This window comes from Actinomycetospora rhizophila (assembly GCF_042657905.1).
GTDB lineage: Bacteria > Actinomycetota > Actinomycetes > Mycobacteriales > Pseudonocardiaceae > Actinomycetospora > Actinomycetospora rhizophila.
Genome location: NZ_JBHSKG010000021.1, coordinates 12,825 through 35,336, shown reverse-complemented (window position 1 = coordinate 35,336; position 22,512 = coordinate 12,825). Strand labels below are relative to the sequence as shown.

The following is a 22,512-nucleotide window of genomic DNA, read 5'->3' as shown; positions in this document are numbered from 1 at the left end:
TCAAGGCGCCGCCTGCGGCGGCGCGTGTCGCGGCCTGGGCACGCGGGCCGGCCGAGTCGGCATCGCCTCGGCCGGCGTCAGCGCCTTGCGCGCGGCTGGCGCCGTGCTCGGCTCTGCCGCCGGTCGGGCTTCCCCGCCTCGCCGGACCGCAGCTCACGGCCGGTGCCGCGCCGCCGCTGACTCCGCACGAGCCTCCAACCGCGGTCGACATTCGGTGCGCTACCGACGAAGCAGCCGCGCCTTCTGGCTCTCGAACTCTTCGTTCGTCAGCACGCCCTGGTCTCGCAGTTCAGCCAACTCGCGCAGTTCCGCTGCGATGCTGAAGCCGCCCGGAGGAGGCCCCGGCGCAGCTGCAGCCGGCGCGACGTGATGCTGGCCTGGCGCCGCATGCATCGGCGGCGGTCCGTAGTTCTGGGGAGGAGCCGCATGTCCAGGCGGCGCGTAGTGCTGCCGGTATGGCGGCGGAGCTGGAGGTGCGTACCGCTCACGCGTCGTCGCCTCGACGCGCTCACGCAGGACGGCGGCGACGGCCTCTGCCTCGCCCTTCTCCACCTGGTCCACGACGCGGGAAGCGCCCGCAGTGCCGATCACGATCTTCCCGAAGACCAGGCCGCGCGAGGACGTGACGGTGGTGATCCGGTCGTACGGGAAATCTTCGAAGCTGTGGTTCATCACGCCCTCAGCGACGAACAATGCCCGACGATCGGTCGCAACGAGCAGGCCGTTCTTCCCGGCGACGAGGCCCCCGGTCATGGTCAGGACGACCTCGCCGCCGTTGAGGTACTCGGGCAGCTTCCGTACGTCCCGCTTCTTGCCGACCTTGTTGGACAGGTTCCCCCACGCCGCAGCGATGTCGGCGCGCATGTCCTCACTCATGCTCGGCACGATCCCATGAGCAGTGACCGCCCTTCGTCAGGGCACCGGATCAAGGAAGGACGGGCTCCGCCCGGACCCGACACCGCTCAGAGATCAGGGTGAGGGCAAGGGCGGCGGCGACCTCCTCGCGGCGCGCCAAAGGCCAGCCAGACCGCGGGCCGCTCCGCGCCAGGCGGGAAGGAGTACCTGGCACTCCGGACCCACGGCCCGGCCGGGGAGGACCCGCGCCGCGAGGAGATCACCACCGGGACCGGTCCAGTGTCCGGTGCGGACTGTTCACGGGCGAGAGCGAAGATCGCTGACGTCGCCGCTGGTCAGACGCACAACGGGTGCGCACTGTAAATCCGTCGCGAAAGCTTCGAAGGTTCGAATCCTTCACCCGCCACCGAGCCCCTGACCAGCCAGTCCGGTCGGGGGCTTTCTCATGTCGGCAGCCACGCGATCCGCACGCCGCCCGGCGCGGTCCGGATGCCGCGCTCGTCCTGACGTATGCCCTCGGAGCGGGTGAAGGTCACGCTCAGCCGACGATCTCGTTGAGCGCCAGGACGTTGCCCTCCGAGTCGTGGAGCCAGGCCGACCGCACCGGGCCGTAGTCGGTGACCACGCCCTCGGCGCGCCCGGCCCGCCCCGCGAACGAGCCGCGGTCGCTGCCCGGGTCGTGGAACACGACACCGCGCGCGAGCAGCTGGTCGACGACGTCGTGGAGGCCGACGACGAGGAACGACACGACGGGATAAGGAACGGGCCGGCGGTCCGGGATCTCGGTGAGGACGATCCGGGTGCCCTCGGCGGCGGTGAACATCATCGGGTCGTCGGCGGGCCCGGACACCAGGGTCATCCCGAGCACGTCGCGGTAGAACGCGCGGGCACGGTCGCCGTCGGACGCGGGCAGGACGGGGTTCAGCGGGAAACGGGACAGCACGGTTCCTCCTCGCGCTTCGGTCTCCCCAGTGCAACGCGCGGGGCGGACAGGTCCGGTCCGGGTCTACGGTCACGTCGATGATCACCACTCTGCCCCGCGAGCGGTGCGCCGAGGCGGTGGCGTTGTGGCACGCCGCGGGACTGACCCGCCCCTGGAACGACCCGGACGCCGACCTCGGGCGCGCGCTCGACGGGCCGTCGTCGACGGTGCTGGCCGCGACGGCCGGGGAGCGGCTCGTCGGGACGGTGATGGTCGGGCACGACGGGCACCGCGGGTGGCTCTACTACCTCGCGGTCGCCGAGGAGCACCGCCGGCGCGGCGTCGGGCGCGCGCTCGTCGCGGCCGCCGAGAGATGGCTCGGCGCGCGCGTGCCGAAGGTCCAGCTCATGGTGCGCGACGACAACGCCGCCGCCGTCGCGTTCTACGAGCGGCTGGGCTACGCGCGCCAGGACACGACCGTGCTCGGGCGGCGTCTCGACACCGAGGGCGGCGTCGAGCGTGTGGCGCCACGGACACCGGACGTCAGCGATGGCCCACCGCTGACATCTACAGGCGCCCCACGAGGTCCGCGACGCCCTCGCCGTGGAGGGCGGTGAGGCCGGTGGCGCGTCCGGTGGCCACGAGGAGCAGGTCGCCCGCCGGGCCGCGGAGCTCGCGGTCGCCCTCGCCGTGCGACCAGTCGGTGTCGGTCGCGACGAGGTGCAGGCCCGCGAGCCGCTTCGGCGCGCCGTAGAACGAGGTCGACAGCACGAACCCGAGCGCGGGCACCGCGTGCTCCGGCGCCATCGGCAGCGTCCGGCGCAGCGGCCGCGTCAGGTCCTGGCCGTGGACCTGGATGTCCACGAAGGGGTCGAGCGGCTTCGCGCCCATCGGGCGCTTCGTCCACCCCGCCGACTCGCGGAACTGGCTGACGAGCTCCGGGACGGAGTACTGCGCGGCGCGGGCGCGGGCGGCGCGGTCGATGAAGGCGTTGATGTCGAAGCGGGCGGCGACCACGCCGCGCAGCGCCTCCAGGCGCGTGATCCGCGAGGTCAGCGTCAGGTGCGCGACCAGCGTCTTCACGGTCCAGCCGGTGCAGAGCGACTCGTCGTCCCACTCCTCGGGCGCGAGCTCGTCGAGGACGTCGGCCAGCCGGAGCCGCTCGGACTCGATGGCGGTGTGCAGCTCGGCGTCGTCCACGGCGGGCCCCTCGGTGTCGCGAGAGGCCGAACCTAGCGGGGCCGTCCGTCCAGGTACATGGTCATGCGCACGGTGGTCCCGCCGTCCTGGGCGCTGTGCAGCCGGACGAGATCGCAGAGGCGGTGGGTGAGGAACAGGCCGTAGCCGCGTCCGTCGGAGGCGGCGGGCGGGTACCGGCCCACGAGCGGGTCGGCGATGTGGCCCGAGTCCTGGATCTCCGCGACCACGCGGTCCTCGGTGTGCCAGAGCGAGAGGATGCCCGGGCCCTCGGTGTGCACGACCGTGTTGACCGCGACCTCGTGCACGGCCAGGCAGAGGTCGGCGACGCGGTCGGCGGACAGCCCGGCCCCCGTGGCGTGGTCGGCGACGGCTCGGCGGACGGCGCGGGGCCCGTGCGGGGCGGTGAAGACCAGCGTCTCGCCGAGGTCCGGGGGCTCGGGGAGGGGGCCGAGCACGGCCTCGGCGAGCTTGGCGGGGTCGCCGTACGTCGCGTTGGGCACGGGCACGCCGCCCTCGACGAGCAGGGGGTGCGCGGCGCGGACGTCGGCGGCGGTGTCCGCGTCGAGCGTGCGGGTGTCGTACGGGCAGAGCATGGTGACGGGTCGCCCGTCGAACGCGATGTTGGTGAGCGCGTCGTGCTGCAGGTAGGCGGCGCGCTCGTCGGCGGGCCGGTCCGGCCAGAGCCCGGCGCCGACGGCCCGCACGCGGCGGTCGGGGTGCTCGTCGGCGAACTGGTGCAGCGCCGGGACAAGCCGCGCCGGGTTGGGCCCCAGCCGGCGCACGTCCTGGAGCACGACCGCCCGCGCGTCCGCGCCGAGCGCCTCGCGGATCGGGCCGAGCTGCTCCCCGGGCAGCGCGATCACCACGGCGTCCTCGGCCTCGAGCCCCTCGCGCACGTGGTCGACGACGCGCGCGACGAGGTGCGCGTCGTCGTCGTAGAAGAGGGCCACGTGCTCGAACCCGGCGGTGTCGGAGCCGCGGCGATGCCGTCCGGTGTCGTCCGCCGTCCTCACCCCCCACCATCACCCGTCCGATGGCGATGTCCCCCGAGCAGTGTCGATCCTCGCCGGATCACGCGCGACCGCAACAGCGAGTTCCGCCGGGCGGGTCGGGCGCTGCGGCAGACGGTCGTCACGGCTGGGCGTGCCGGGTCACCCCGACGTCACACCGAGGTCACACCGCGTCCTCGCCGCGCTCCCCGGTCCGCACCCGCAGGACGACGTCCAGGGGCGTGACCCAGAGCCGGCCCTCGGGGTGCACCGCGGCGGCGATCTCGTCGACGACGCGGTCGACGAGCTCGTCGTGCACGATCGCCTCGAGCCGCAGGCACGGCGTGAAGCTGTCCTGGACGACCTGGCCCCGCTGGATCGTCCGCTGGCCGTTCGGGCTCGGGCCGAGGACCTCGGACACCGTCATCCCCAGCACCGCGTGCCGCTCGAGAGCCCGGCGCGCGGCGTCGAGCGCGTGGGGCGGGATCATCGCGTGCACCGTCTTCACCGCGCGTCCTCCCGTCCGGTCGCCGAGACGCTACGGGTCCGGACGTGATCGGGCGAGGGGCCGCCTACGCTGCGGCCGTGCCCGCACAGCCGGTCGTCCTGGTCCTCGGTGGCCGCAGCGAGATCGGGGTGGCGCTCGCGTGCCGCCTCGCCACGACCGGGCGCGCCGGGACGGTGGTGCTGGCCGCCCGCCGCGCGGGCGAGCTCACCGCGGAGGTCGCGGCGGTCCGCAGCACCGGCGTGCACGTCGCGACCGTCGAGTTCGACGCCGACGACCTCGCCGCCCAGGCGGCGGTGCTCGACGAGGTCGAGGCCGCGCACGGGGTGCCCGACACCGTCGTCGTCGCGTTCGGGGTGCTCGGCGACCAGGCGCGCGCGGAGCGCGACGCCGCGCACGCCGCCGCCGTCGTGCACACCGACTACGTCGCCCAGGTGGCCGTGCTCACCGAGGTCGCCGCGCGGCTGCGGGCCCGGGGCCGCGGCGAGATCGTCGTGTTCTCGTCGGTGGCGGGGGTGCGGGTCCGGCGGGCCAACTACGTCTACGGCAGCGCCAAGGCCGGGCTCGACGGGTTCGCCTCGGGCCTCGCCGACGCCCTGCACGGCAGCGGCGTGCACCTCACGCTCGTGCGCCCCGGGTTCGTCATCGGGCGCATGACGGCCGACAGCGGGCTGGACCCGGCGCCGCTGTCGTCGACGCCGGGCCAGGTCGCCGACGCCACCGCCGACGCGCTGACGGCCGGGCGTGACGTCGTCTGGGTGCCGGGTGCGCTGCGCGTGCTCTTCACCGCGATGCGCCTGCTGCCCCGCTGGGCCTGGCGGCGCCTGCCGCGGTGAGGCCCGGCTCAGCGCCTCGTGATCTCGGGCGACGCGCCGGGGCCGAGCTGCTGGCCCGTGACGGGGACGTCGCCGAGGGCCTCGTCGATCGCGGCCAGCGTGTCCGCCGAGAGCTCGATGCCGGCCGCCGCGGCGTTGGCGTGCACCTGCTCGGGCCGCGAGGCGCCGACGATGGCCGACGCGAGCTCGGGGCGGCGCAGCACCCACGCCAGCGCCATCTCGGCCATCGACAGCCCGGCGCCCTCGGCGATCGGGGCCAGGCGCTGCACGGCCTCGAGCGTGCGGTCGGTGAGCTTCTGGCGGATGAAGCCGTTCATCTCGTCGCTCGCGGCGCGGGAGTCGACGGGCACCGGCTCGCCCGGCTTGTACTTGCCGGTGAGCACGCCCTCGGCCATCGGCGACCAGACGATGTTGGAGATGCCGTGCTCCGCGGTCGTCGGGAAGACCTCGGCCTCCGGGGCGCGCCACAGCATCGAGTACTGCGGCTGCGACGACACGATCCGCACGTCGTCCGGGCAGACCTCGACCCCCGCGCGGATCTGGTCGGGCGTCCACTCGCTGACGCCGAGGTAGCGGGCCTTGCCGGCGCGGACGACCTCGGCGAGCGCCTCCATCGTGTCCTCGATCGGCACCTCGGCGTCGAAGCGGTGGCACTGGTAGAGGTCGACGTGGTCGGTGCGCAGCCGGCGCAGGGAGGCGTCGATCTGCTTGTGGATCTGCTCGGGCGACAGGCCGCGGTCGGTGTCCGACATCGGGAAGTAGACCTTGGTGGCGAGCACGTAGTCCTCGCGCCGGTAGTCGGCGAGGATCTCGCCCCACGCCTCCTCCGCGGCGCCGCGGCCGTAGACGTTGGCGGTGTCGAAGAACGTGATGCCGGCGTCGAACGCGGCGCGCGTGCACGCGGCCGTCGCGTCGGCCTCGACCCCGCCCGAGTAGGTCAGCCACGAGCCGAGGGAGATCTCGGACACCTGCAGGTCGCTCGAACCGAGCTGTCGATGGCGCACACACGCACCGTAGGAGCCGTGCCGCGTCGCGGCCTGCGCAGAGATCGGTACTGCTGGTCACCGGAAGGGCAGGGCCGATCGGCGCACTACATCGACCGGTCGACGCAGCCCACTGTGGCCGACGTGTGAATTCCCGCGACAGCGGGTCCCGCCCCACGGCGCGACTGGCACGATGGAGTGCACGAGCTCGCGAGTGGCTCCGACGTCTCGCGGCACCGATGCCGCGACGTCGTGAGGGTCCTCGCCCCGGTCCTCCGACCGCCGAACGCCGTAGGGGATTCGTGAACGTGTTGCTGGCGCCGTTGCGCCCTCTGGCCGATGTCCTGGACCTGACCGCGGAGGCCGTGGCCGCCGTGGGCACCGTGTCGGTCACCGCCCTCGGGCTGGTGCTCGCGCGGGTGGAGTCGCCCGAGGAGCGTCGTCACCTGAGGGTCGTCGGGCGGCCGCCGCAGGCCTGACGGGTCGTCAGGACGCGCCGCGCTCGCGCAGCAGGCCGTTCAGCGTGCGCAGCTCGTCGCGGATCTCGGTGAGCAGCTCGGGGATCTCGTGGCTGCGCTCCCAGTGCGGGGTGACGTCGATGCCCAGATCGCCGAGCTCACGCTCGTAGAGCTCGGCGAGCAAGGTGCGGTACGGCTCGTCGGGGACGGTGCCGTTCTCCCAGCGCGACAGCTGCGTCTTCAGGCTGGCGGCGCTGGCGACGTCGACCTCGCCGCGCTCGGCCAGCTCGCGCAGCCTCGCCACGGCCGTGGTCTGCGACCAGCCTCGGTCCCGGCGGGCGTCACGCAACGAAACCACGTCATCACAGTAGACGACATGGCCGACCCGGACGTCAGCTCCGACGCGGCGACCGCGACGCCCGCTTGGGCGCCGGCAGCCGCGAGGAGCGACGCGCCGGCGCCCGCGACGGGGGCTCGGTGCCGGCGGCCTCGGCCGATGCGCCCTCGGCGGCGGGGGCGGGTGCGGGGGTCGGGCGCAGCGGTTCGACCGCCGCGCGGGGCCGGGACTGCGCCGGACGCAGGACGCGACGCCCGGTCGGGCTGCCGCCCTCGACGGTGACCGGGGCGTCATGCCGGTCGAGGAACGCGCACAGCCGCGCCCAGGTGGTGTTCTTGGCGGCGCGGCCGGCGAGCACGCCGAGGTGGCCTCCCGGGGCCGTCGTCAGCCGGGTATCCGTGCCCGTGATGCGCCGGGCGCCGGCACGGACGGCGCGGGGCGGCACCACCTGGTCGGTCTCGCCGGCGACGAGCAGCACCGGCCGGTGCAGGTCGGCGAGGTCGACGACGCGGTGGCCGACGGGGACGCGGCCGGCCTCGAGGTCCTCGGGCGCCACCATCGCGCGGAAGTAGGTGCCGATGAACCGGGCCTGGTCGCCGATGATGGCCCGCAGATCGTCCACGGCCTCGATCTGGGCGAGGAACTCGCGGTCGTCGAGGCGGGCGATCATGGTCAGCGGCGCGGTGAGCAGCTCGTCGAGCGAACCGAGCCCCAGCGCGCGGAGCAGGCGGGGCAGCGGCATGAGCGCGAGCAGCGTCTGCAGGGTGGCGAGCACGGGCCCGCCCGCGGCGATCGCCAGCGGCCGCGCCCCGACCACCGGCGGCACCTCGTCGAGCGTGAACGGGGTGGCCACCGCGGTGACCGACGCCAGCGGCAGGTCGGGGTGGCCGGCCGCGGCGAGCACGGCGTGCAGCCCGCCGATCGACCAGCCGACGAGGTGCACCGGCGCGCCCTGGTGCGCGGCGCTGACCGTCCGCACGACGTGGGGGAGGATCTCGTCGACCCAGCGCTCGAGGTCCGCGAGCCCCGGGGCGATCGACCCGCCGTAGCCGACGAGGTCCTCGTCGTCGATCTGGTACACCGGCCGGCCCTCGCCGACGAGGTGCTCGACGAGGCTGTTGCCGCGCCGCAGGTCGAACGCGACCCCGCAGGCGCCCAGCGGCGACACCAGCACCACCGGCGAGCCCCGCAGCCGCGCGGTCGGGTGCACGGCGTACCGGTAGGTGCTCACCGACCCGGCGCGCGCCAGCCCGTGCGCCCGCCCGACCCCGTCGGCGCCCGCGTCGCCCGGGCCGGTGTCGAAGGCGGTGCGGGGCATGCGGCGGAGGTCGGCCAGCGGCCCCTCGAGCACGCGCGAGCGCATGTTGCCCACGGCGCGCCACGCCCCGGCCGGGGTCAGGATCACGGTGCCTCCTCGGGCGACGGGTCGGACGGCCGAAGAGACGAGCCTAGGTCTGGTGGACGACCCCCGCCTCCTGCAGCTTCGCGATCCGGTCGCGGTCGACGCCCCAGTCGGCGAGCGCCTCCGCGGAGTGCTGGCCCGGCGTGGCCGGGGGCGTCGGCGTGCCGCTGGGCGTGCGGCTGAACCGGGGGGCCGGGGCCGGCTGGGTGACGCCGAAGGCCTCGATGTGCAGCCCGCGCGCCTTGTTGTGCGGGTGCTCGACGGACTCCTCCATCTCGAGCACCGCGGCCACGCAGGCGTCGGTGGCCTCGAGGTCGGCGGCCCACTCGTCGCGGGTGCGGGTCGCGAAGACCTCGCCGATCCGCGCGCGCCACTCGGGCCAGCGCGCCATGTCCCACTGGCCGGTGGCGATCTCCTCGCCCTCCAGCCCGAGGCCCGTCATCAGCTCGGCGTAGAACTGCGGCTCCAGGGCCCCGACGGCGACGTACCCGCCGTCGCTGCAGCGGTAGTGGTCGTAGAAGGGCGCGCCACCGTCGAGGATGTTGCCGCCCCGAGCGTTGGGCCACAGCCCGCCCGCGCGCATCCCGTAGACCATCGCCATCTGCAGGGCGGCGCCGTCGACGATCGCGGCGTCGACCACCTGCCCACGCCCCGAGATGCTCCGCTCCACCAGCGCGCCGAGGACGCCGACCACCAGCAGCATCCCGCCGCCGCCGAAGTCGCCGACGAGGTTGATCGGGATCGCCGGGGCCCCGTCGCGGCCCTGCATGTGCGCGACCACGCCGGCGGTCGAGAGGTAGGTGAGGTCGTGCCCGGCGCGCGAGGCCTGGGGTCCGTCCTGGCCCCAGCCGGTCATGCGTCCGTACACGAGGCGCCCGTTGCGGGCATGGCAGTCGTCGGGCCCGAACCCGAGGCGCTCGGCCACGCCGGGGCGGTAGCCCTCGAGCAGGACGTCGGCGGTCTCGACGAGGTCCATGAGCACCTCGAGGCCCTCGGGCGCCTTGAGGTCCAGGGCCACCGACCGCCGCCCGCGCGCGAGCACGTCCTTGTCGGTGTTGCCGAGCGAGAGCCCGCGCCCCCCGGCCGGCCGGTCGACGCGCAGCACGTCGGCGCCCATGTCCGCGAGCATCATCGCCGCGAACGGGCCCGGCCCGATCCCGGCGACCTCGATGACCTTGACGCCGTCCAGCACACCCATGGGGCCCTCGTCCTCCTCGTGGTTCGCGGGGTCGGGGCGAGCCTACGAGACAGTCAGCGCTGACGGTATGGGTCGGCGCCGGTTCTGAGCGAAGGGCACCATCGGTCGCATAGACGGGCGAGGGGCGCCGTTCGCCGGAACGTTCGGGGCGCCGCCTGCGGGCGAGAGGCACGTTGCGCAGGGCGGCAGCCCTCTCGATCATGCGCAGGGTGCCGCTCGCGGTGGTGCGTCGCCCCCCGATGGTGATCAGGGGCGGCGTGGTCCACCTCGGCGCGCCGATCGGGTGCGTGAGGGCGCTCGTGATCTTCCCGTAGCTCGCCGCCACCTCGCCGACCGGCATCCGTCCCCGAAAAAACGAGCGGCGCCCTCGCTGCTTCGGAAGCAGCGAGGGCGCCGTTCGTTCACGAACTACGCGCGCAGCCGGACGCACCGGCTATGCGCAGAGGGTCACTCCCCGCGCAGGGACTGGCCCTTCTCCGCCTTCTCGACGAGCGAGGCCGGCGGGTTGAAGCGGTCGCCGTAGGCCTTGGCCAGGATGCGGGCGCGCTCGACGAACCCGGGCAGGCCGCCGGGGTAGCCGTCGATGTACTGCGCCACGCCGCCGGTCCAGGCCGGGAAGCCGATGCCCATGATCGAGCCGATGTTGGCGTCGGCGATGGTGTGCAGGACGCCCTCGTCGAAGCACTTCACGGTCTCGAGGGCCTCGGCGAAGAGCATGCGCTCCTGCATGTCCTCGAACGGCAGGTCGCCCTGGGCGGCGCCGAACTCCTCGGACAGGCCCGGCCACAGCCGCGTGCGCTTGCCCGACTCGTCGTACTCGTAGAACCCGGCGCCCGACGAGCGGCCCTTGCGGCCCAGCTCGACCATCCGGTCGATGATCGCCTCGGAGGGGTGCTCGTTCCAGGTGCCCCCGGCCTCCTCGACGCCGCGCCGGGTCTCCTGGCGGATCTTCTGCGGCAGCGTCAGGGTCAGCTCGTCCATCAGCTGCAGCGGCGGGGCCGGGTAGCCGGCCTGCGAGCCCGCCTGCTCGATCGACGACGGCGCCGCGCCCTCGCCCAGCATCGCCACGGCCTCGTTGATGAACGTGCCGATGACGCGGCTGGTGAAGAACCCGCGGCTGTCGGAGACGACGATCGGGGTCTTCTTGATCTGCAGCGCGACGTCGATCGCCTTGGCCAGCGTGGCGTCGCTGGTCTTCTCGCCCTTGATGATCTCCAGGAGCGGCATCTTGTCGACCGGCGAGAAGAAGTGCAGGCCCACGAAGTCCTCGGGGCGGTCGACGCCCTCGGCCAGCCCGGTGATGGGCAGGGTCGAGGTGTTCGAGCCCAGCACGGCGTCGGGCGCCAGGTGCGGGAGGATCTCGGCGAAGACCTGCTTCTTGAGGTCCGGGCTCTCGAAGACGGCCTCGATGACGAGGTCGGCGCCCGCGGCGGCCGACGCGTCGGCGGTCGGCGTGATGCGCGCGAGCACCTCGTCGGCCTTCTCCTGCGTCGACTTCCCGCGCGAGACGGCCTTGTCGAGGATCTTCTTCGAGTAGGCCTTGCCCTTCTCGGCGTTCTCCTGGCTGACGTCCTTGAGGACGACCTCCAGGCCCGATATCGCGCACGAGTACGCGATGCCCGCGCCCATCATCCCGGCACCGAGCACGACCACCTTGCGCGCCGTGTGCTTCTCGTAGCCGTCGGGGCGCGAGGCGCCCTTGTTGATGGCCTGCAGGTCGAAGAAGAACGCGCGGGTCATGTTCGTCGACACCTGGCCGCAGGCGAGCTCGGCGAAGTACCGCGACTCGATCTTGCCGGCGTTGTCGATGTCGACCTGCGAGCCCTCGACCGCCGCGTCCATGATCAGGTACGGCGCGGGCATCGGAGCGTTCTTGAGCTGCTTGCGCAGGTTGGCCGGGAACGCCGGGAGGTTCGCGGCGAACTTCGGCGTCGACGGCGTGCCGCCGGGGATCTTGTAGCCCTTGACGTCCCACGGCTGCACGGCGTCGGGGTTGGCCCGGATCCACTCCTTGGCCTTCGACAGCAGCTCCTCGGGGCTGTCGACGACCTCGTGCACGAGGCCGGCCTCCAGGGCCGCGCGAGGGGCGCGCTGCTGGCCCTGCAGCAGCACGTTCATGAGGCCGTCGGCGAGGCCGAGCAGGCGCACGACGCGCACGACCCCGCCGCCGCCGGGCAGCAGGCCGAGCGTGACCTCGGGCAGCCCGATCTTCGAGCCCTTGGCGTCGAGGGCGATGCGGTGGTGGCAGGCCAGCGCGATCTCCAGGCCGCCGCCGAGCGCCGCGCCGTTGATGGCCGCGACGACCGGCTTGCCCAGGGTCTCGAGGCGTCGCAGCAGGCCCTTGATCTGCTGGGACTGGTCGTAGACCTTCTGGGCGTCGGCCTTCGTGTACTTGACGAGGTCGTCGAGGTTGCCGCCGGCGAAGAAGGTCTTCTTCGCCGAGGTCAGCACGACGCCGGTGATCGAGTCCTTCTCCGCCTCGAGGCGCTTCAGCGTCTCGGCGAAGTCCTCGCCCCACTTGGCGCCCATCGTGTTGGCCGAAGCGGTCGGGTCGTCCATCGTCAGCGTGACGATGCCGTCCCCGTCGGCCTCCCACCGGAACATGTTCTCGGACACTGCTGTGATCGCTCCTGTCGGTCGTTGCGGTTCCGGGGAAGGGGTCAGACCCGCTCGATGATGGTGGCGACACCCATGCCGCCGCCGATGCAGAGCGTGACGATGGCGCGGCGCAGGTCGCGGCGCTCGAGCTCGTCGACCATGGTCCCGACGAGCATGGCGCCGGTGGCGCCCAGCGGGTGGCCCAGCGCGATGGCGCCGCCGGCGACGTTGGTGCGCTCGTGCGGGAAGCCGAGGTCGCGCATCAGCTTCATCGGCACGGCGGCGAACGCCTCGTTGATCTCGAGGAGGTCGATGTCGTCGACGGTCATGCCGGCCTTGGCCAGGACCTTCTCGCAGGCCGGCGTGGGGCCGGTCAGCATGATCGTCGGGTCGGCGCCGGAGACGGCGGTGGCGACGATGCGGGCGCGCGGGGTGAGGCCGTTCTGCTTGCCGGCCTCCTCGGTGCCCAGCAGCACCAGCGCGGCGCCGTCGACGATGCCCGAGCTGTTGCCGGGGTGGTGGACGTGGTTGATCGCCTCGACCCAGTGGTACTTCTGCAGCGCCACCGCGTCGAAGCCGCCCATGTCGCCGATGCCGGCGAACGACGGCTTGAGGCCCGAGAGCCCCTCCATCGTCGTCTCGCGGACGTGCTCGTCGTGGTCGAGCACGACGAGGCCGTTGCGGTCGACGACGGGGACGATCGAGCGCTCGAAGGCGCCGTCGGCCCACGACTTCGCGGCGCGGGTCTGCGACTCGAGCGCGTAGGCGTCGACGTCCTCGCGGCTGAAGCCCTCCAGGGTGGCGATGAGGTCGGCGCCGATGCCCTGGGGCACGAAGGAGGTCTTGAAGTTGGTCTCCGGGTCCATCGCCCAGGCGCCGCCGTCGGAGGCCATCGGGACGCGGGACATGGACTCGACGCCGCCGGCGACGATGAGGTCCTCGAAGCCGGAGCGGACGCGCTGGCCGGCCTGGTTGACGGCCTCGAGGCCGGACGCGCAGAAACGGTTGAGCTGGACGCCGCCGACGTGGTCGGGCAGACCGGCGGCGATGGCCGCGGTCTTGGCGATGTCGCCGCCCTGGTCGCCGATCGGCGACACGCAGCCGAGGACGACGTCCTCGATCTTGTCGGGGTCGAGCTCCGGGTTGCGCTTGCGCAGTTCGTCGATCAGGCCGACGACCAGCGACACCGGCTTGGTCGCGTGCAGCGAACCGGTGGCCTTGCCCCGGCCCCGCGGGGTGCGGAGGGCGTCGTAGATGAATGCCTCGGTCACGGGTGGGTCCCTTCGCAGATGCGAGCCGACTGCTCTCAACAGTCATGATGGACTGTTTCGTGCTCGTGTCAACGTGCGGGAGGCCGCTGTTACCGCCCAGTAGGGTCGCCCGGCTCTCGTTGACACGCTGCCAACGGCTCGCGAGGCTGGTCGGCGTGGCTGACCTGCGCTGCGCCGACGACACCGACCGCGAGCCCGACTACGACGTCATCGTCGTCGGGTCCGGCTTCGGCGGCTCGGTGACCGCGCTGCGCCTGACCGAGAAGGGGTACCGCGTCGGGGTGCTCGAGGCCGGCCGCCGCTTCGCCGACCACGAGTTCCCCGCGACGTCCTGGCGTCTGCGCGACTACCTGTGGGCGCCGTGGGCCCGCTGCTTCGGCATCTTCCGGGCGACCCCGCTGCGCGACGTCCTCGTGCTCTCCGGCGCCGGCGTGGGCGGGGGCTCGCTGGTCTACGCCAACACGCTCTACCGCCCGCCGCGCGCCTTCTACGACGACCCCCAGTGGGCCGGCGTCACCGACTGGGCCGACGAGCTCGACCCCGCCTACGACCAGGCCGCCCGCATGCTCGGCGTCACCACCTACCCGCGCGTCTCGCCCTCGGACGCCGTGATGCGCGACGTCGCGCAGGAGATGGGCGTCGGCCACACCTACCGGGCCGCCGACGTGGGCGTCTTCTTCGGCGCTGAGGGATCGGAGCCCGGCGAACAGGTGCCCGACCCGTACTTCGGCGGCGCGGGCCCGTCGCGGCACGGGTGCCTCCACTGCGGCGAGTGCATGACCGGCTGCCGGCACGACGCCAAGAACACGCTGGTCAAGAACTACCTCTACCTCGCCGAGGCGGCCGGGGCGCGGGTGCACCCGATGACCACGGCGACCGCGATCCGGCCGTGCGGCGGGGACCTGTCGGGGGCGTCGGGCTACGAGGTCGACGTGCGCCCCACCGGGCGGCCCGGCGGCCGGCGGACCCTGCGGGCCGACCAGGTCGTCGTCGCCGCCTCCGCGCTCGGCACCCAGCGGCTGCTGCACCGCCTGCGCCGCCGCGGCGACCTGCCCCGGATCTCGGCGCGGCTCGGCGAGCTCTCGCGCACCAACTCCGAGGCCATCCTCGCCGCCCGGACCCCCAGCGAGGCCGCCGACTTCACCCGCGGGGTCTCGATCACCTCCTCGATCCACCCCGACGAGCACACCCACGTCGAGCCGGTGCGCTACGGGCGCGGCTCGAACCTGCTCGCGCTGCTCTCGGCGGTGCTGGTCGACGGGACGTCCGCGGCGCACGACGCGTCGCTGGGCGAGCGGGGGCCGTCGTGGCGGCGGATCGCCGGCGAGCTGGTGCGCTCGCGGCGCACCCTGCGCGCGCTGCACCGCCCGCGGCGCTGGGCCGAGCAGTCGATCGTGCTGCTGGTGATGCAGACGCTGGACAACTCGCTGACGCTGAAGCCCCGGCGGTTCCTCGGCGGGCTGCGGTCGCGCCCGGGCGACGGGACGCCGAACCCGGCCTGGATCCCCGCGGGCCACGAGGTCGCCCGGCGCGTGGCGCGGCGCATGGGCGGCTTCCCCGTCGGCGCGAGCTCGACGCTGGTGAACCTGCCGGTCACCGGCCACTTCCTCGGTGGCGCGGTGATCTCCGAGTCGCCGGCCTCCGGCGTCGTCGACCCGTACCACCGGCTGCACGGGCACCCCGGCGTCCACGTCGTCGACGGGTCGACGGTGCCCGCGAACCTCGGCGTGAACCCGTCGCTGACGATCACCGCGCTGGCCGAGCGGGCGATGTCGCTGTGGCCCAACCGCGGCGGGCCCGACCCCCGCCCGGAACCCGGCGCGCCCTACCGCCGCGTCGCGCCGGTCGCGCCCGACCACCCCGCCGTGCCCGCCGGCGCGCCCGGCGCCCTGCGCACGGACCTGCCGAACCCGACCTTCGGAGTGCACGCATGACGACCTATCCGCCCGAGCCCTGGACGCTCGTCGGCCGCATGGACGTGTCGACCTTCCTCGTGCCGACCGACACGCTGCCCACCGCGACCTGGCCCGACCGCTGGAACCCCCTGGCGATCGGCGGGCGCACGCCGGTCGGGGCGGCGTGGGTCCGGTACGCGCCCGGCGGGGCAATGAGCTACCGCGAGCTGCTGGTCGCCGTGGCCGGGCGCGTCGGCCCGCGGATCCGCCCGCACATCGTCGCGATCTGGGTGGACAGCCCCGCCTCCCGCGACGGCGGGCGCGAGCTCTGGGGCATCCCCAAGGGCCTCGCGAGCTTCAGCGGGTTCGAGGACGGCACGCCGGCGATGACCCTCGAGGGCGCGGCGCGCCCCGCCGCGCAGGCGGTCCTGCGCCACGGCCCGCGCCTGCCCGGGCGCCCGCCCGTCGGGTTCACCCTCGCCCAGGACGGGCACGGGCGCCGGTGGGAGAGCCCCGTGACGAGCCGCGCCACGCTCGGCACGCTGCGCGCCGACTGGCGCTTCGACCTCGAGGGCCCGCTGCGGTTCCTCGCCGGCAGGCGCCCCGTCGTCTCGGCGACCCTCCACGACTTCGCCATGCTCTTCGGGATGACGCCGACCGACCGCGAGCGATGCGGCGTTGCTGGCGCCACACGCCGGGATCGCCACACGCTCGGTTCCGCGACACGCCGATGAGCACCCCGGTCCGCGGCCGGCGCCTCGACCCCGACGCGCGCCGCGAGGAGATCGTCGCCGGGGCCCTGCGCCTGTTCTCCGCGCACCCCTACGCCGCGGTCTCCACCACCGACCTCGCCCGCGAGGCCGGCGTCGCCCGCGGGCTCATCAACCACTACTTCGGCACCAAGCGCGACCTCTACCTCGAGGTCGTCCGGCGCCTGACGACGATCCCCGAGGTCGCGGTCGCCGAGCTGCCGCCGGGCACGGTCGAGGTCCGCACCGGCGCGGCCGTGGACTGGTTCCTCGACGCCGTGGAACGCCACCGGGGCCTCTGGCTCTCGGTCGGCACTAGTGCGGCCGGCGACATCGACGTCGACGCGATCCTCGCCGAGGCCGACGAGATCGCCGCCGACCGCGTGCTCGCCGCGCTGGCCCCCGACGCGCCCGACGACCCGTACCGGGCGCGGGTGCGCTCGTTCTTCGGCCTGGTCCGCTCGGCGTCGCGGGAATGGCTGGTGCGCGGCACGCTCGACCGCGCCGGCACCCGGGCGCTCCTCGTCGACGTCCTGCTCGCCGTCCTGATCCGCCCCGGCCACTCGGACAGTCAGGTTTGACCGTTCGCGATCTCGGCGGCACGATCGTCGGCGAACACGTGACCGGCGAGCAGACGGGGGAGTCGAGATGGTGAGCAGCCGCGCCGCTGCCGAGCCGGAGCGGCGGTCCCGCGAGCAGCGGACGTCCGACAGCCGCACACGCATCCTCGACGCGGCCGTGGCCTGCCTCGTGGAGTCGGGCTACGCCGGCACCACCACGCTGACCATCCAGAACCGCGCCGGGGTGTCCCGCGGGCGCCTGCTGCACCACTTCCCGTCGAAGGAGAACCTGCTCGTCGCCGCCGCGCAGCACCTGGCGACCAGCCGGTTCGCCGAGGACGGGCTCGCACGCGCCGACCTGCCCGCCGCCGACGTCGACGCCTCCGCGCGCCTCGACCGCGCCGTCGACGTCATGTGGTTCACCTACCAGCAGGCCTACTTCTGGGCCTCGGTCGAGCTGTGGACCGCGGCGCGCACCGACCCGTCGCTCGCCGCCGCGCTGCTGCCGGCCGAGCGGCGCCTCGGCGCGGCGATCCGCCAGACCGTCGACGCGTTCTTCGAGGACTACGCCGACCCGGCCCGCGCCGCGCTGCTGCGCGAGACCCTGCTGACCAGCATGCGCGGGGTTGCGCTGACCTACGGCTTCGACCCCCGCGACCCGCAGACCGACCCGCACCTCGAGCAGTGGAAGCAGCTCGCGCGGATGCTGCTGCTGCCCGAGGGCGGGCCGGGTCCGGTGGCGACGAGCTAGAGCAGGCTCTTCAGCGTCTCGAGCGACGACTTGACGGTGTCGTGGTCGGGCTCGAGGGGCTGGATGTTGAGCTGCGTGACGCCGGCGGCGGCGAACTCGCGGACCTGCTCGGCGACCTCGTCCTCGGTGCCGATCAGCGACACCGCGTGGACGAGCTCCTCGGGCACCTTCTCCGCCGCGGCGTCCTTCTGCCCGGACAGGTAGAGGTCCTGGATCTCGGCCGCCTCGTCGGCGAAGCCGTACCGGGCGGCGAGGTCGTTGTAGAAGTTCTTGCCCTTCGCGCCCATCCCGCCCACGTAGAGCGCGAGCTGGGGACGTACGTGCTCGCGCAGCTTGCCCGCGCCCGGTCCGACGGCGAACGGCACGTTGACCGAGGTCCGCAGCTCGCCCAGCGACGGGTCGCGCTTCGCCTTGCCGGCCTCCAGCGAGGCGCCCCACACCTCGTGCGCGCGGCCCGGGTGGAACCAGATCGGCTCCCACACCTCGGCGAGCTCGGCGGCCAGCTCGACGTTCTTCGGCCCGAGCGCCGCGAGCATCACCGGGATCTGCGCCCGCACCGGGTGGTTGATCAGCTTGAGGGGCTTGCCGAGCCCGGTGCCCTGCTCCGGGGGCAGCGGCACCGTGTAGTGCTTGCCGGAGTACTCCACCTTCTCGCGGCGCCACACCTGCCGGCAGATCTCGACGATCTCGCGCGTGCGGCCCACGGGGGCGTCGTACTTGATCCCGTGGAAGCCCTCGATGACCTGGGGCCCCGAGGCGCCCATGCCGAGCACGAAGCGCCCGTCGGAGACGTAGTCGAGGCCCGCCGCGGTCATGGCCGTCAGCGACGGGGTCCGCGTGTAGATCTGGACGATCCCGGACTCGATGTGCACCCGCGACGTGCGCGCCGCGATGTAGCCGAGCTGGCTGACCGCGTCGAAGCTGTACAGCTCCGCGACGCTCACCGCGTCGAGCCCGATCTCCTCGAGCTCGACGAGCTTCTCGACGGTCTCGCGGAAACCACCCCGGGCGTACGCGATCCCCATCCCGACCTTCATGGCGCTCATCCGAGCACCACCCGTCCGATGATCTCCTTCATGATCTCGGTGGTGCCGCCGTAGATCGTCTGGACGCGGGTGTCGAGGTAGGCCTTCGCCACCGGGTACTCCTTCATGTAGCCGTAGCCGCCGTGCAGCTGCAGGCAGGAGTCGATGACCTCCTTGGCCGACTCGCTGGCCCAGTACTTGGCCATCGAGGCGTCGGCCGGGCCGAGCTTGCCCTCGTTCAGCTCGGTGATGCAGCGGTCGACGAACGTCCGCGTGACGGCGAGCTTCGTGGCCAGCTCGGCGGTGGTGAACCGGACCGTCTGGAGCTTCGCGAGCGGCTTGCCGAACGCGGTGCGCTCCTTGACGTAGGTGATCGTGTCCTCGAGCACCCGCTCCGCGCCCGCGGTGGCGCCGACGGCGATCGAGAGCCGCTCGCGGGGCAGGTTCTGCATCAGGTAGATGAAGCCCTTGCCCTCCTCGCCGAGGAGGTTCGACGCGGGCACGCGCACGTCGGTGAAGGACAGCTCGGCGGTGTCCTGCGCGGACATGCCGATCTTCTCGAGGTTGCGGCCCCGCTCGAAGCCGGGGGTGTCGCGCTCGACGACGATGAGGCTGAAGCCGTGCGCGCCGGCGTCGGCGTCGGTCTTGCAGACGACGATCACGAGGTCGGACATGATGCCGTTGGTGATGAACGTCTTCTGACCGTTGATCACCCACTCGTCCCCGTCGCGGACGGCGCGGGTCTGGATGCCCTGCAGGTCGGAGCCGGTGCCCGGCTCGGTCATCGCGATCGCCGTGATCATCTCGCCGCTGCAGAAGCGCGGCAGCCAGCGCTGCTTCTGCTCGTCGTCCGCCAGCTCGATGAGGTAGGGCGCGATGACGTCGTTGTGGAGGGTGAAGCCGAGCCCGCTCGTGCCGGCCCGGGCGACCTCCTCGGTGACGATCCACTGGAACCGCAGGTCGGGCGAGCCGCCGCCGCCGTAGGACTCGGGGACGTCCATGCCCAGCAGGCCGGTACTCCCCGCGGCCTGCCAGATCTCACGGCTGACGTGGCCCTGCTTCTCCCACTCGGGGTGGTGCGGGACGGCCTCCTTCTCCAGGAAGTCCCGGACCATCTGCCGGAAGTCGTTGTGCTCGTCGGAGAAGATCGTGCGCTCCACCGGGTGGCCTCCACTGTGGGGACGTTCGGACGGCGTCGCGGTCCCGGGGCGTCCCGGTGACCGTGCCGGTGCGGCTCAGCGTGGCTGCACCGGCGGGTAACAGTCAACCCTGACTCTTCCGTCGTTCCGTATGAGCAGTTACGGTCGCGCCTGCCCTGTGGTCGGCGTCACCACTGCCCCGTGTCGTCCGCTTCCTCGTGGAGGTCTCCCGTGCCGTTCCGCCTGACCGACGTCGTGCGTCAGTACGTCGACGACACCGACCTCGTGGCGATGACGTTCGAGGGCGAGAACACCACCTACGCCGAGATGGACCGGCGCGGTGGGCTCGCCGCCCGCGCGATGGCCGCCGACGGTGTGGGGGTCGGCCACCGGGTGGTGTGGCTGGGGAAGAACCGCCCCGAGTTCTTCGACCTGCTCTTCGGCGCCCCGCGCGTGCGGGCGGGCACGGCGCCGCTGAACAACCGGCTCACCCACGACGAGCTGATCGCGATCATCGAGGACTCCGCGGCGCCGCTGGTCGTGCTCGGACCCGACTTCGCCGACCTGCGCGGGCGCGTCGAGGCGCTGGACGCCGTGCGCCGCGTGCTCGTGGTGGGGGAGGACTACGAGGGCTGGCTCACCGCGTCCGACGAGGTGCTCGACCCGCCGGCCGACGCGCAGGACGACGACTGTGTCCTGCAGCTGTACACCTCGGGCACCACCGGGCTGCCCAAAGGCGTCGTGCTCACCCACGTCCAGTTCGCCGCGCTGCTCTCGGTCGGCGACCACTGGAGCTTCGACACCGAGTCGGTCGGCCTCGTCGCGATGCCGCTGTTCCACATCGGGGGCTCGGGCTTCGCGCTGGTCTGCCTGTCGTTCGGGGCGCGTTGCGTGCTGATCGCCGACATCGTCCCCGACCAGCTGCTCGCGACGATGGCCGACGAGGGCGTCACCAACGCCTTCCTCGTGCCCGCGGTGCTGCAGTTCCTCACCGGCGTGCCGGGGGCGGCCGACAAGGACTGGTCGAAACTGCGCGCCATCGCCTACGGCGCCTCGCCGATCACGAGCACCGTGCTCAACCGCGTGCTCACCACGTTCCGCGCCCCGCTGTTCCAGGTCTACGGGTCGACCGAGACCACCGGCGCGATCAGCCAGCTCGACCCCGACGATCACGACCCCGACGGCCCCCGTGCGCACCTCATGCGCTCGGCGGGCAAGGCCTACCCGTGGGTGGAGCTCAAGGCCGTCGACCCGGCCACCGGCGAGGACGTCCCCCCGAACACGGTCGGCGAGATCTGGATCCGGTCCTCGCAGGTCACGCCGGGCTACTGGGCCCGCCCGGAGGAGACCGCGAAGGCGCTCTCCGACGGCTGGTTCCACACCGGGGACGCGGGCTACCTCGACGAGGAGGGCTACCTGTTCCTCACCGACCGGATCAAGGACATGATCGTCACCGGGGCCGAGAACGTGTACCCCATCGAGGTCGAGAACGTCCTGTCCGGCCACCCCGACATCGCCGACGTCGCCGTCATCGGCGTCCCGGACGAGCGGTGGGGCGAGACGGTCAAGGCCGTCGTCGTCGCGAACGAGGGCACCGAGATCGACACCGACGCGCTGCTCGAGTGGTGCAAGGAGCGGATCGCGGGCTTCAAGCGCCCGCGGTCGATCGACGTCGTCGACGCCCTCCCGCGCAACCCGTCCGGCAAGATCCTCAAGAAGGACCTCCGCAAGCCCTACTGGGAGAACGCCGAGGGCCGCCAGATCGGCTGAGACGTGCCCTGACCGGTGCGAACGCTCGTGTCCGATGTGAAGTCGTTGTGAGTAATCCGCCACTGTCGGGGCCGGCGCCGGCGCGCCGGCCGTGCCCGGCCCCTGCGCGGAGCGCGCGGTCGAAGTCGCCATCCATGCGCAGGTACGGGCGCGAGGGGCGCAGCTGCGACTCGAGACGGTGCAGCTCTCATCGGTGGTCGAGGCCCGCCTCCATCTCCGTCTGGGGCGCTCAGTGGCGCGCACGGCCGAGCCTGTCGACACACCCGTGGAGCAGCCGAGCGCCCTGGGTGTCGTCCCGCCGGTCGAGACCCTGCGGCGGCTCCTGATTCGGTCGGCCGGATAGGAACGACCTCCAGCCGGCCCTCCACGGTCTGAGCAAACCTGAAGGTCTCGCGTCAGACGTCGTCGCCCGCCGAGGGTTCAATGGGGGGTGTCGAGGGGTGGAGGACCAGACGTCCGGACCCGGCCTCGCGCCCGGTCGGAGGCGGTTCCCCGACGTCGACGGCCGCAAGTCGTCGCCACTGGCGGCGAGTAGCCGCGACGTTGGTGCGTGCTCGTGACGCCGCGGTCAGTAGCCGCTCCTGCGCTGCGCTCGACCGGGCATCCGCTGCGGTGCGCTCGAGCCTGTCGGCTGCTTGCTCCCAGCCGGCGCTGAGGTCGACGAGCACGTCGAGCACTCGACGACGCAACCGCTGAGCCTCGTGCAGCAGGGAATGGGTGAAGTTGAGGCTCTCGCACACCAGGTGCAGCGGGTCGCGGCGGAGTCCGGACGACTGATCGCTGCCGGAGCCGGCGCTGTCGGGCTGCCACGCCCTGTCGTCGTCCATGACGGGAAGTGTGCGCTGTGGTGGCTCCCTGGCGCGACGCTCCTGGTCGGCCGCGCCAAGACCTGGTCCCCGAGAGTCCGCTGGTTGCAGGTGGTCTCCGGCCCTGTCCGGGACAACACGCGGAACCACCACGGAACAGCTCGGGTTCGAGCACTCCGGGCGACGCCTGTCCCAGGTGAGAGGTGCCCTCCGAAGATCACCGTCAGGCACTCGAGAGGGACCTCCGCAAGCCCTACCGGGAG

The 22,512-nt window shown here is 73.1% G+C and carries 22 protein-coding genes; 8 read left to right on the top strand and 14 right to left on the bottom strand.

Features of this window, described 5'->3' with window-relative positions; translation table 11 throughout:
- Positions 1 to 219 precede the first annotated feature (219 nt).
- Together ACFPK1_RS28195 and ACFPK1_RS28190 are read right to left on the bottom strand one after the other, a co-directional pair.
- Positions 220 to 876: a PH domain-containing protein gene (locus tag ACFPK1_RS28195; RefSeq protein ID WP_378024272.1), complete on the bottom strand. Its 657-nt coding sequence runs from the start codon at positions 874 to 876 to the stop codon at positions 220 to 222.
- Positions 877 to 1,393: 517 nt separating this feature from the next.
- A complete protein-coding gene (locus ACFPK1_RS28190) occupies positions 1,394 to 1,798 on the bottom strand; it encodes a VOC family protein (protein WP_378024271.1) in 405 nt (134 codons plus the stop codon).
- Positions 1,799 to 1,875: 77 nt separating this feature from the next.
- Here ACFPK1_RS28190 and ACFPK1_RS28185 point away from each other — a divergent pair, with 77 nt between their 5' ends.
- Positions 1,876 to 2,394 carry a GNAT family acetyltransferase gene (locus ACFPK1_RS28185; protein WP_378024270.1) on the top strand — a complete coding sequence of 173 codons (519 nt, stop codon included), beginning with the start codon at positions 1,876 to 1,878 and terminating at the stop codon, positions 2,392 to 2,394.
- On the opposite strand, the gene ACFPK1_RS28180 is transcribed toward ACFPK1_RS28185, so the two are convergent.
- From ACFPK1_RS28180 to ACFPK1_RS28170, 3 genes are all read right to left on the bottom strand, one after another.
- The gene (locus ACFPK1_RS28180) at positions 2,345 to 2,977 is read right to left on the bottom strand and encodes a maleylpyruvate isomerase family mycothiol-dependent enzyme (protein ID WP_378024269.1); all 633 of its coding nucleotides are present in this window, start codon (positions 2,975 to 2,977) and stop codon (positions 2,345 to 2,347) included. The genes ACFPK1_RS28185 and ACFPK1_RS28180 overlap by 50 nt on opposite strands.
- A gap of 32 nt (positions 2,978 to 3,009) precedes the next feature.
- Positions 3,010 to 3,990, bottom strand: a complete 981-nt coding sequence (locus ACFPK1_RS28175) for an anti-sigma factor RsbA family regulatory protein (RefSeq protein WP_378024268.1) — start codon at positions 3,988 to 3,990, stop codon at positions 3,010 to 3,012.
- A gap of 160 nt (positions 3,991 to 4,150) precedes the next feature.
- Positions 4,151 to 4,474, bottom strand: coding sequence for a P-II family nitrogen regulator (locus ACFPK1_RS28170; RefSeq protein ID WP_378024267.1), 324 nt, complete (start codon positions 4,472 to 4,474; stop codon positions 4,151 to 4,153).
- A 77-nt stretch (positions 4,475 to 4,551) separates the two neighbouring features.
- Between ACFPK1_RS28170 and ACFPK1_RS28165 the strand changes: the two genes are divergently transcribed.
- A complete protein-coding gene (locus tag ACFPK1_RS28165; RefSeq protein ID WP_378024266.1) occupies positions 4,552 to 5,307 on the top strand; it encodes an SDR family NAD(P)-dependent oxidoreductase in 756 nt (251 codons plus the stop codon).
- An 8-nt stretch (positions 5,308 to 5,315) separates the two neighbouring features.
- Here the strand turns inward: ACFPK1_RS28165 and ACFPK1_RS28160 are convergent, their stop codons facing one another.
- Positions 5,316 to 6,311, bottom strand: coding sequence for an aldo/keto reductase family protein (locus ACFPK1_RS28160; RefSeq protein WP_378024265.1), 996 nt, complete (start codon positions 6,309 to 6,311; stop codon positions 5,316 to 5,318).
- A gap of 281 nt (positions 6,312 to 6,592) precedes the next feature.
- Between ACFPK1_RS28160 and ACFPK1_RS28155 the strand changes: the two genes are divergently transcribed.
- Complete coding sequence (locus ACFPK1_RS28155; RefSeq protein ID WP_378024264.1) at positions 6,593 to 6,769, top strand: hypothetical protein; 177 nt, start codon at positions 6,593 to 6,595, stop codon at positions 6,767 to 6,769.
- Between the two features lie 7 nt (positions 6,770 to 6,776).
- On the opposite strand, the gene ACFPK1_RS28150 is transcribed toward ACFPK1_RS28155, so the two are convergent.
- The 5 genes from ACFPK1_RS28150 to ACFPK1_RS28130 form a co-directional block, all read right to left on the bottom strand.
- On the bottom strand, positions 6,777 to 7,106 hold the full coding sequence (locus ACFPK1_RS28150) for a helix-turn-helix domain-containing protein (protein WP_378024263.1): 330 nt from the start codon (positions 7,104 to 7,106) through the stop codon (positions 6,777 to 6,779).
- A gap of 34 nt (positions 7,107 to 7,140) precedes the next feature.
- Positions 7,141 to 8,490, bottom strand: coding sequence for a serine aminopeptidase domain-containing protein (locus tag ACFPK1_RS28145; RefSeq protein WP_378024262.1), 1,350 nt, complete (start codon positions 8,488 to 8,490; stop codon positions 7,141 to 7,143).
- Between the two features lie 43 nt (positions 8,491 to 8,533).
- A complete protein-coding gene (locus ACFPK1_RS28140; RefSeq protein WP_378024261.1) occupies positions 8,534 to 9,685 on the bottom strand; it encodes a CaiB/BaiF CoA transferase family protein in 1,152 nt (383 codons plus the stop codon).
- A 447-nt stretch (positions 9,686 to 10,132) separates the two neighbouring features.
- Positions 10,133 to 12,289, bottom strand: a complete 2,157-nt coding sequence (locus ACFPK1_RS28135) for a 3-hydroxyacyl-CoA dehydrogenase NAD-binding domain-containing protein (RefSeq protein ID WP_378024345.1) — start codon at positions 12,287 to 12,289, stop codon at positions 10,133 to 10,135.
- 56 nt (positions 12,290 to 12,345) lie between these two features.
- Entirely contained in the window at positions 12,346 to 13,554 is a 1,209-nt protein-coding gene (locus ACFPK1_RS28130) for an acetyl-CoA C-acetyltransferase (protein WP_378024260.1), read from the bottom strand.
- Positions 13,555 to 13,709: 155 nt separating this feature from the next.
- Between ACFPK1_RS28130 and ACFPK1_RS28125 the strand changes: the two genes are divergently transcribed.
- The 4 genes from ACFPK1_RS28125 (at position 13,710) to ACFPK1_RS28110 (ending at position 17,509) form a co-directional block, all read left to right on the top strand.
- Positions 13,710 to 15,488, top strand: coding sequence for an FAD-dependent oxidoreductase (locus tag ACFPK1_RS28125; RefSeq protein ID WP_378024259.1), 1,779 nt, complete (start codon positions 13,710 to 13,712; stop codon positions 15,486 to 15,488).
- A complete protein-coding gene (locus ACFPK1_RS28120; RefSeq protein ID WP_378024258.1) occupies positions 15,485 to 16,183 on the top strand; it encodes an acetoacetate decarboxylase family protein in 699 nt (232 codons plus the stop codon). Before ACFPK1_RS28125 ends, ACFPK1_RS28120 begins: the two co-directional genes overlap by 4 nt.
- Positions 16,180 to 16,779, top strand: coding sequence for a TetR/AcrR family transcriptional regulator (locus tag ACFPK1_RS28115; protein ID WP_378024257.1), 600 nt, complete (start codon positions 16,180 to 16,182; stop codon positions 16,777 to 16,779). Before ACFPK1_RS28120 ends, ACFPK1_RS28115 begins: the two co-directional genes overlap by 4 nt.
- Positions 16,780 to 16,846: 67 nt before the next feature.
- On the top strand, positions 16,847 to 17,509 hold the full coding sequence (locus ACFPK1_RS28110) for a TetR/AcrR family transcriptional regulator (protein ID WP_378024256.1): 663 nt from the start codon (positions 16,847 to 16,849) through the stop codon (positions 17,507 to 17,509).
- Here the strand turns inward: ACFPK1_RS28110 and ACFPK1_RS28105 are convergent.
- Positions 17,506 to 18,546, bottom strand: a complete 1,041-nt coding sequence (locus ACFPK1_RS28105) for an LLM class F420-dependent oxidoreductase (protein ID WP_378024344.1) — start codon at positions 18,544 to 18,546, stop codon at positions 17,506 to 17,508. The genes ACFPK1_RS28110 and ACFPK1_RS28105 overlap by 4 nt on opposite strands.
- A 5-nt stretch (positions 18,547 to 18,551) precedes the next feature.
- Positions 18,552 to 19,694 carry an acyl-CoA dehydrogenase family protein gene (locus ACFPK1_RS28100; RefSeq protein ID WP_378024255.1) on the bottom strand — a complete coding sequence of 381 codons (1,143 nt, stop codon included), beginning with the start codon at positions 19,692 to 19,694 and terminating at the stop codon, positions 18,552 to 18,554.
- Between the two features lie 210 nt (positions 19,695 to 19,904).
- Here ACFPK1_RS28100 and ACFPK1_RS28095 point away from each other — a divergent pair, with 210 nt between their 5' ends.
- A complete protein-coding gene (locus tag ACFPK1_RS28095) occupies positions 19,905 to 21,443 on the top strand; it encodes a long-chain-fatty-acid--CoA ligase (protein ID WP_378024254.1) in 1,539 nt (512 codons plus the stop codon).
- A 395-nt stretch (positions 21,444 to 21,838) separates the two neighbouring features.
- Here the strand turns inward: ACFPK1_RS28095 and ACFPK1_RS28090 are convergent, their stop codons facing one another.
- Positions 21,839 to 22,270 (bottom strand): hypothetical protein, encoded by a 432-nt coding sequence (locus ACFPK1_RS28090; protein ID WP_378024253.1) that lies wholly within the window; start codon positions 22,268 to 22,270, stop codon positions 21,839 to 21,841.
- Between the last annotated feature and the right edge of the window lie 242 nt (positions 22,271 to 22,512).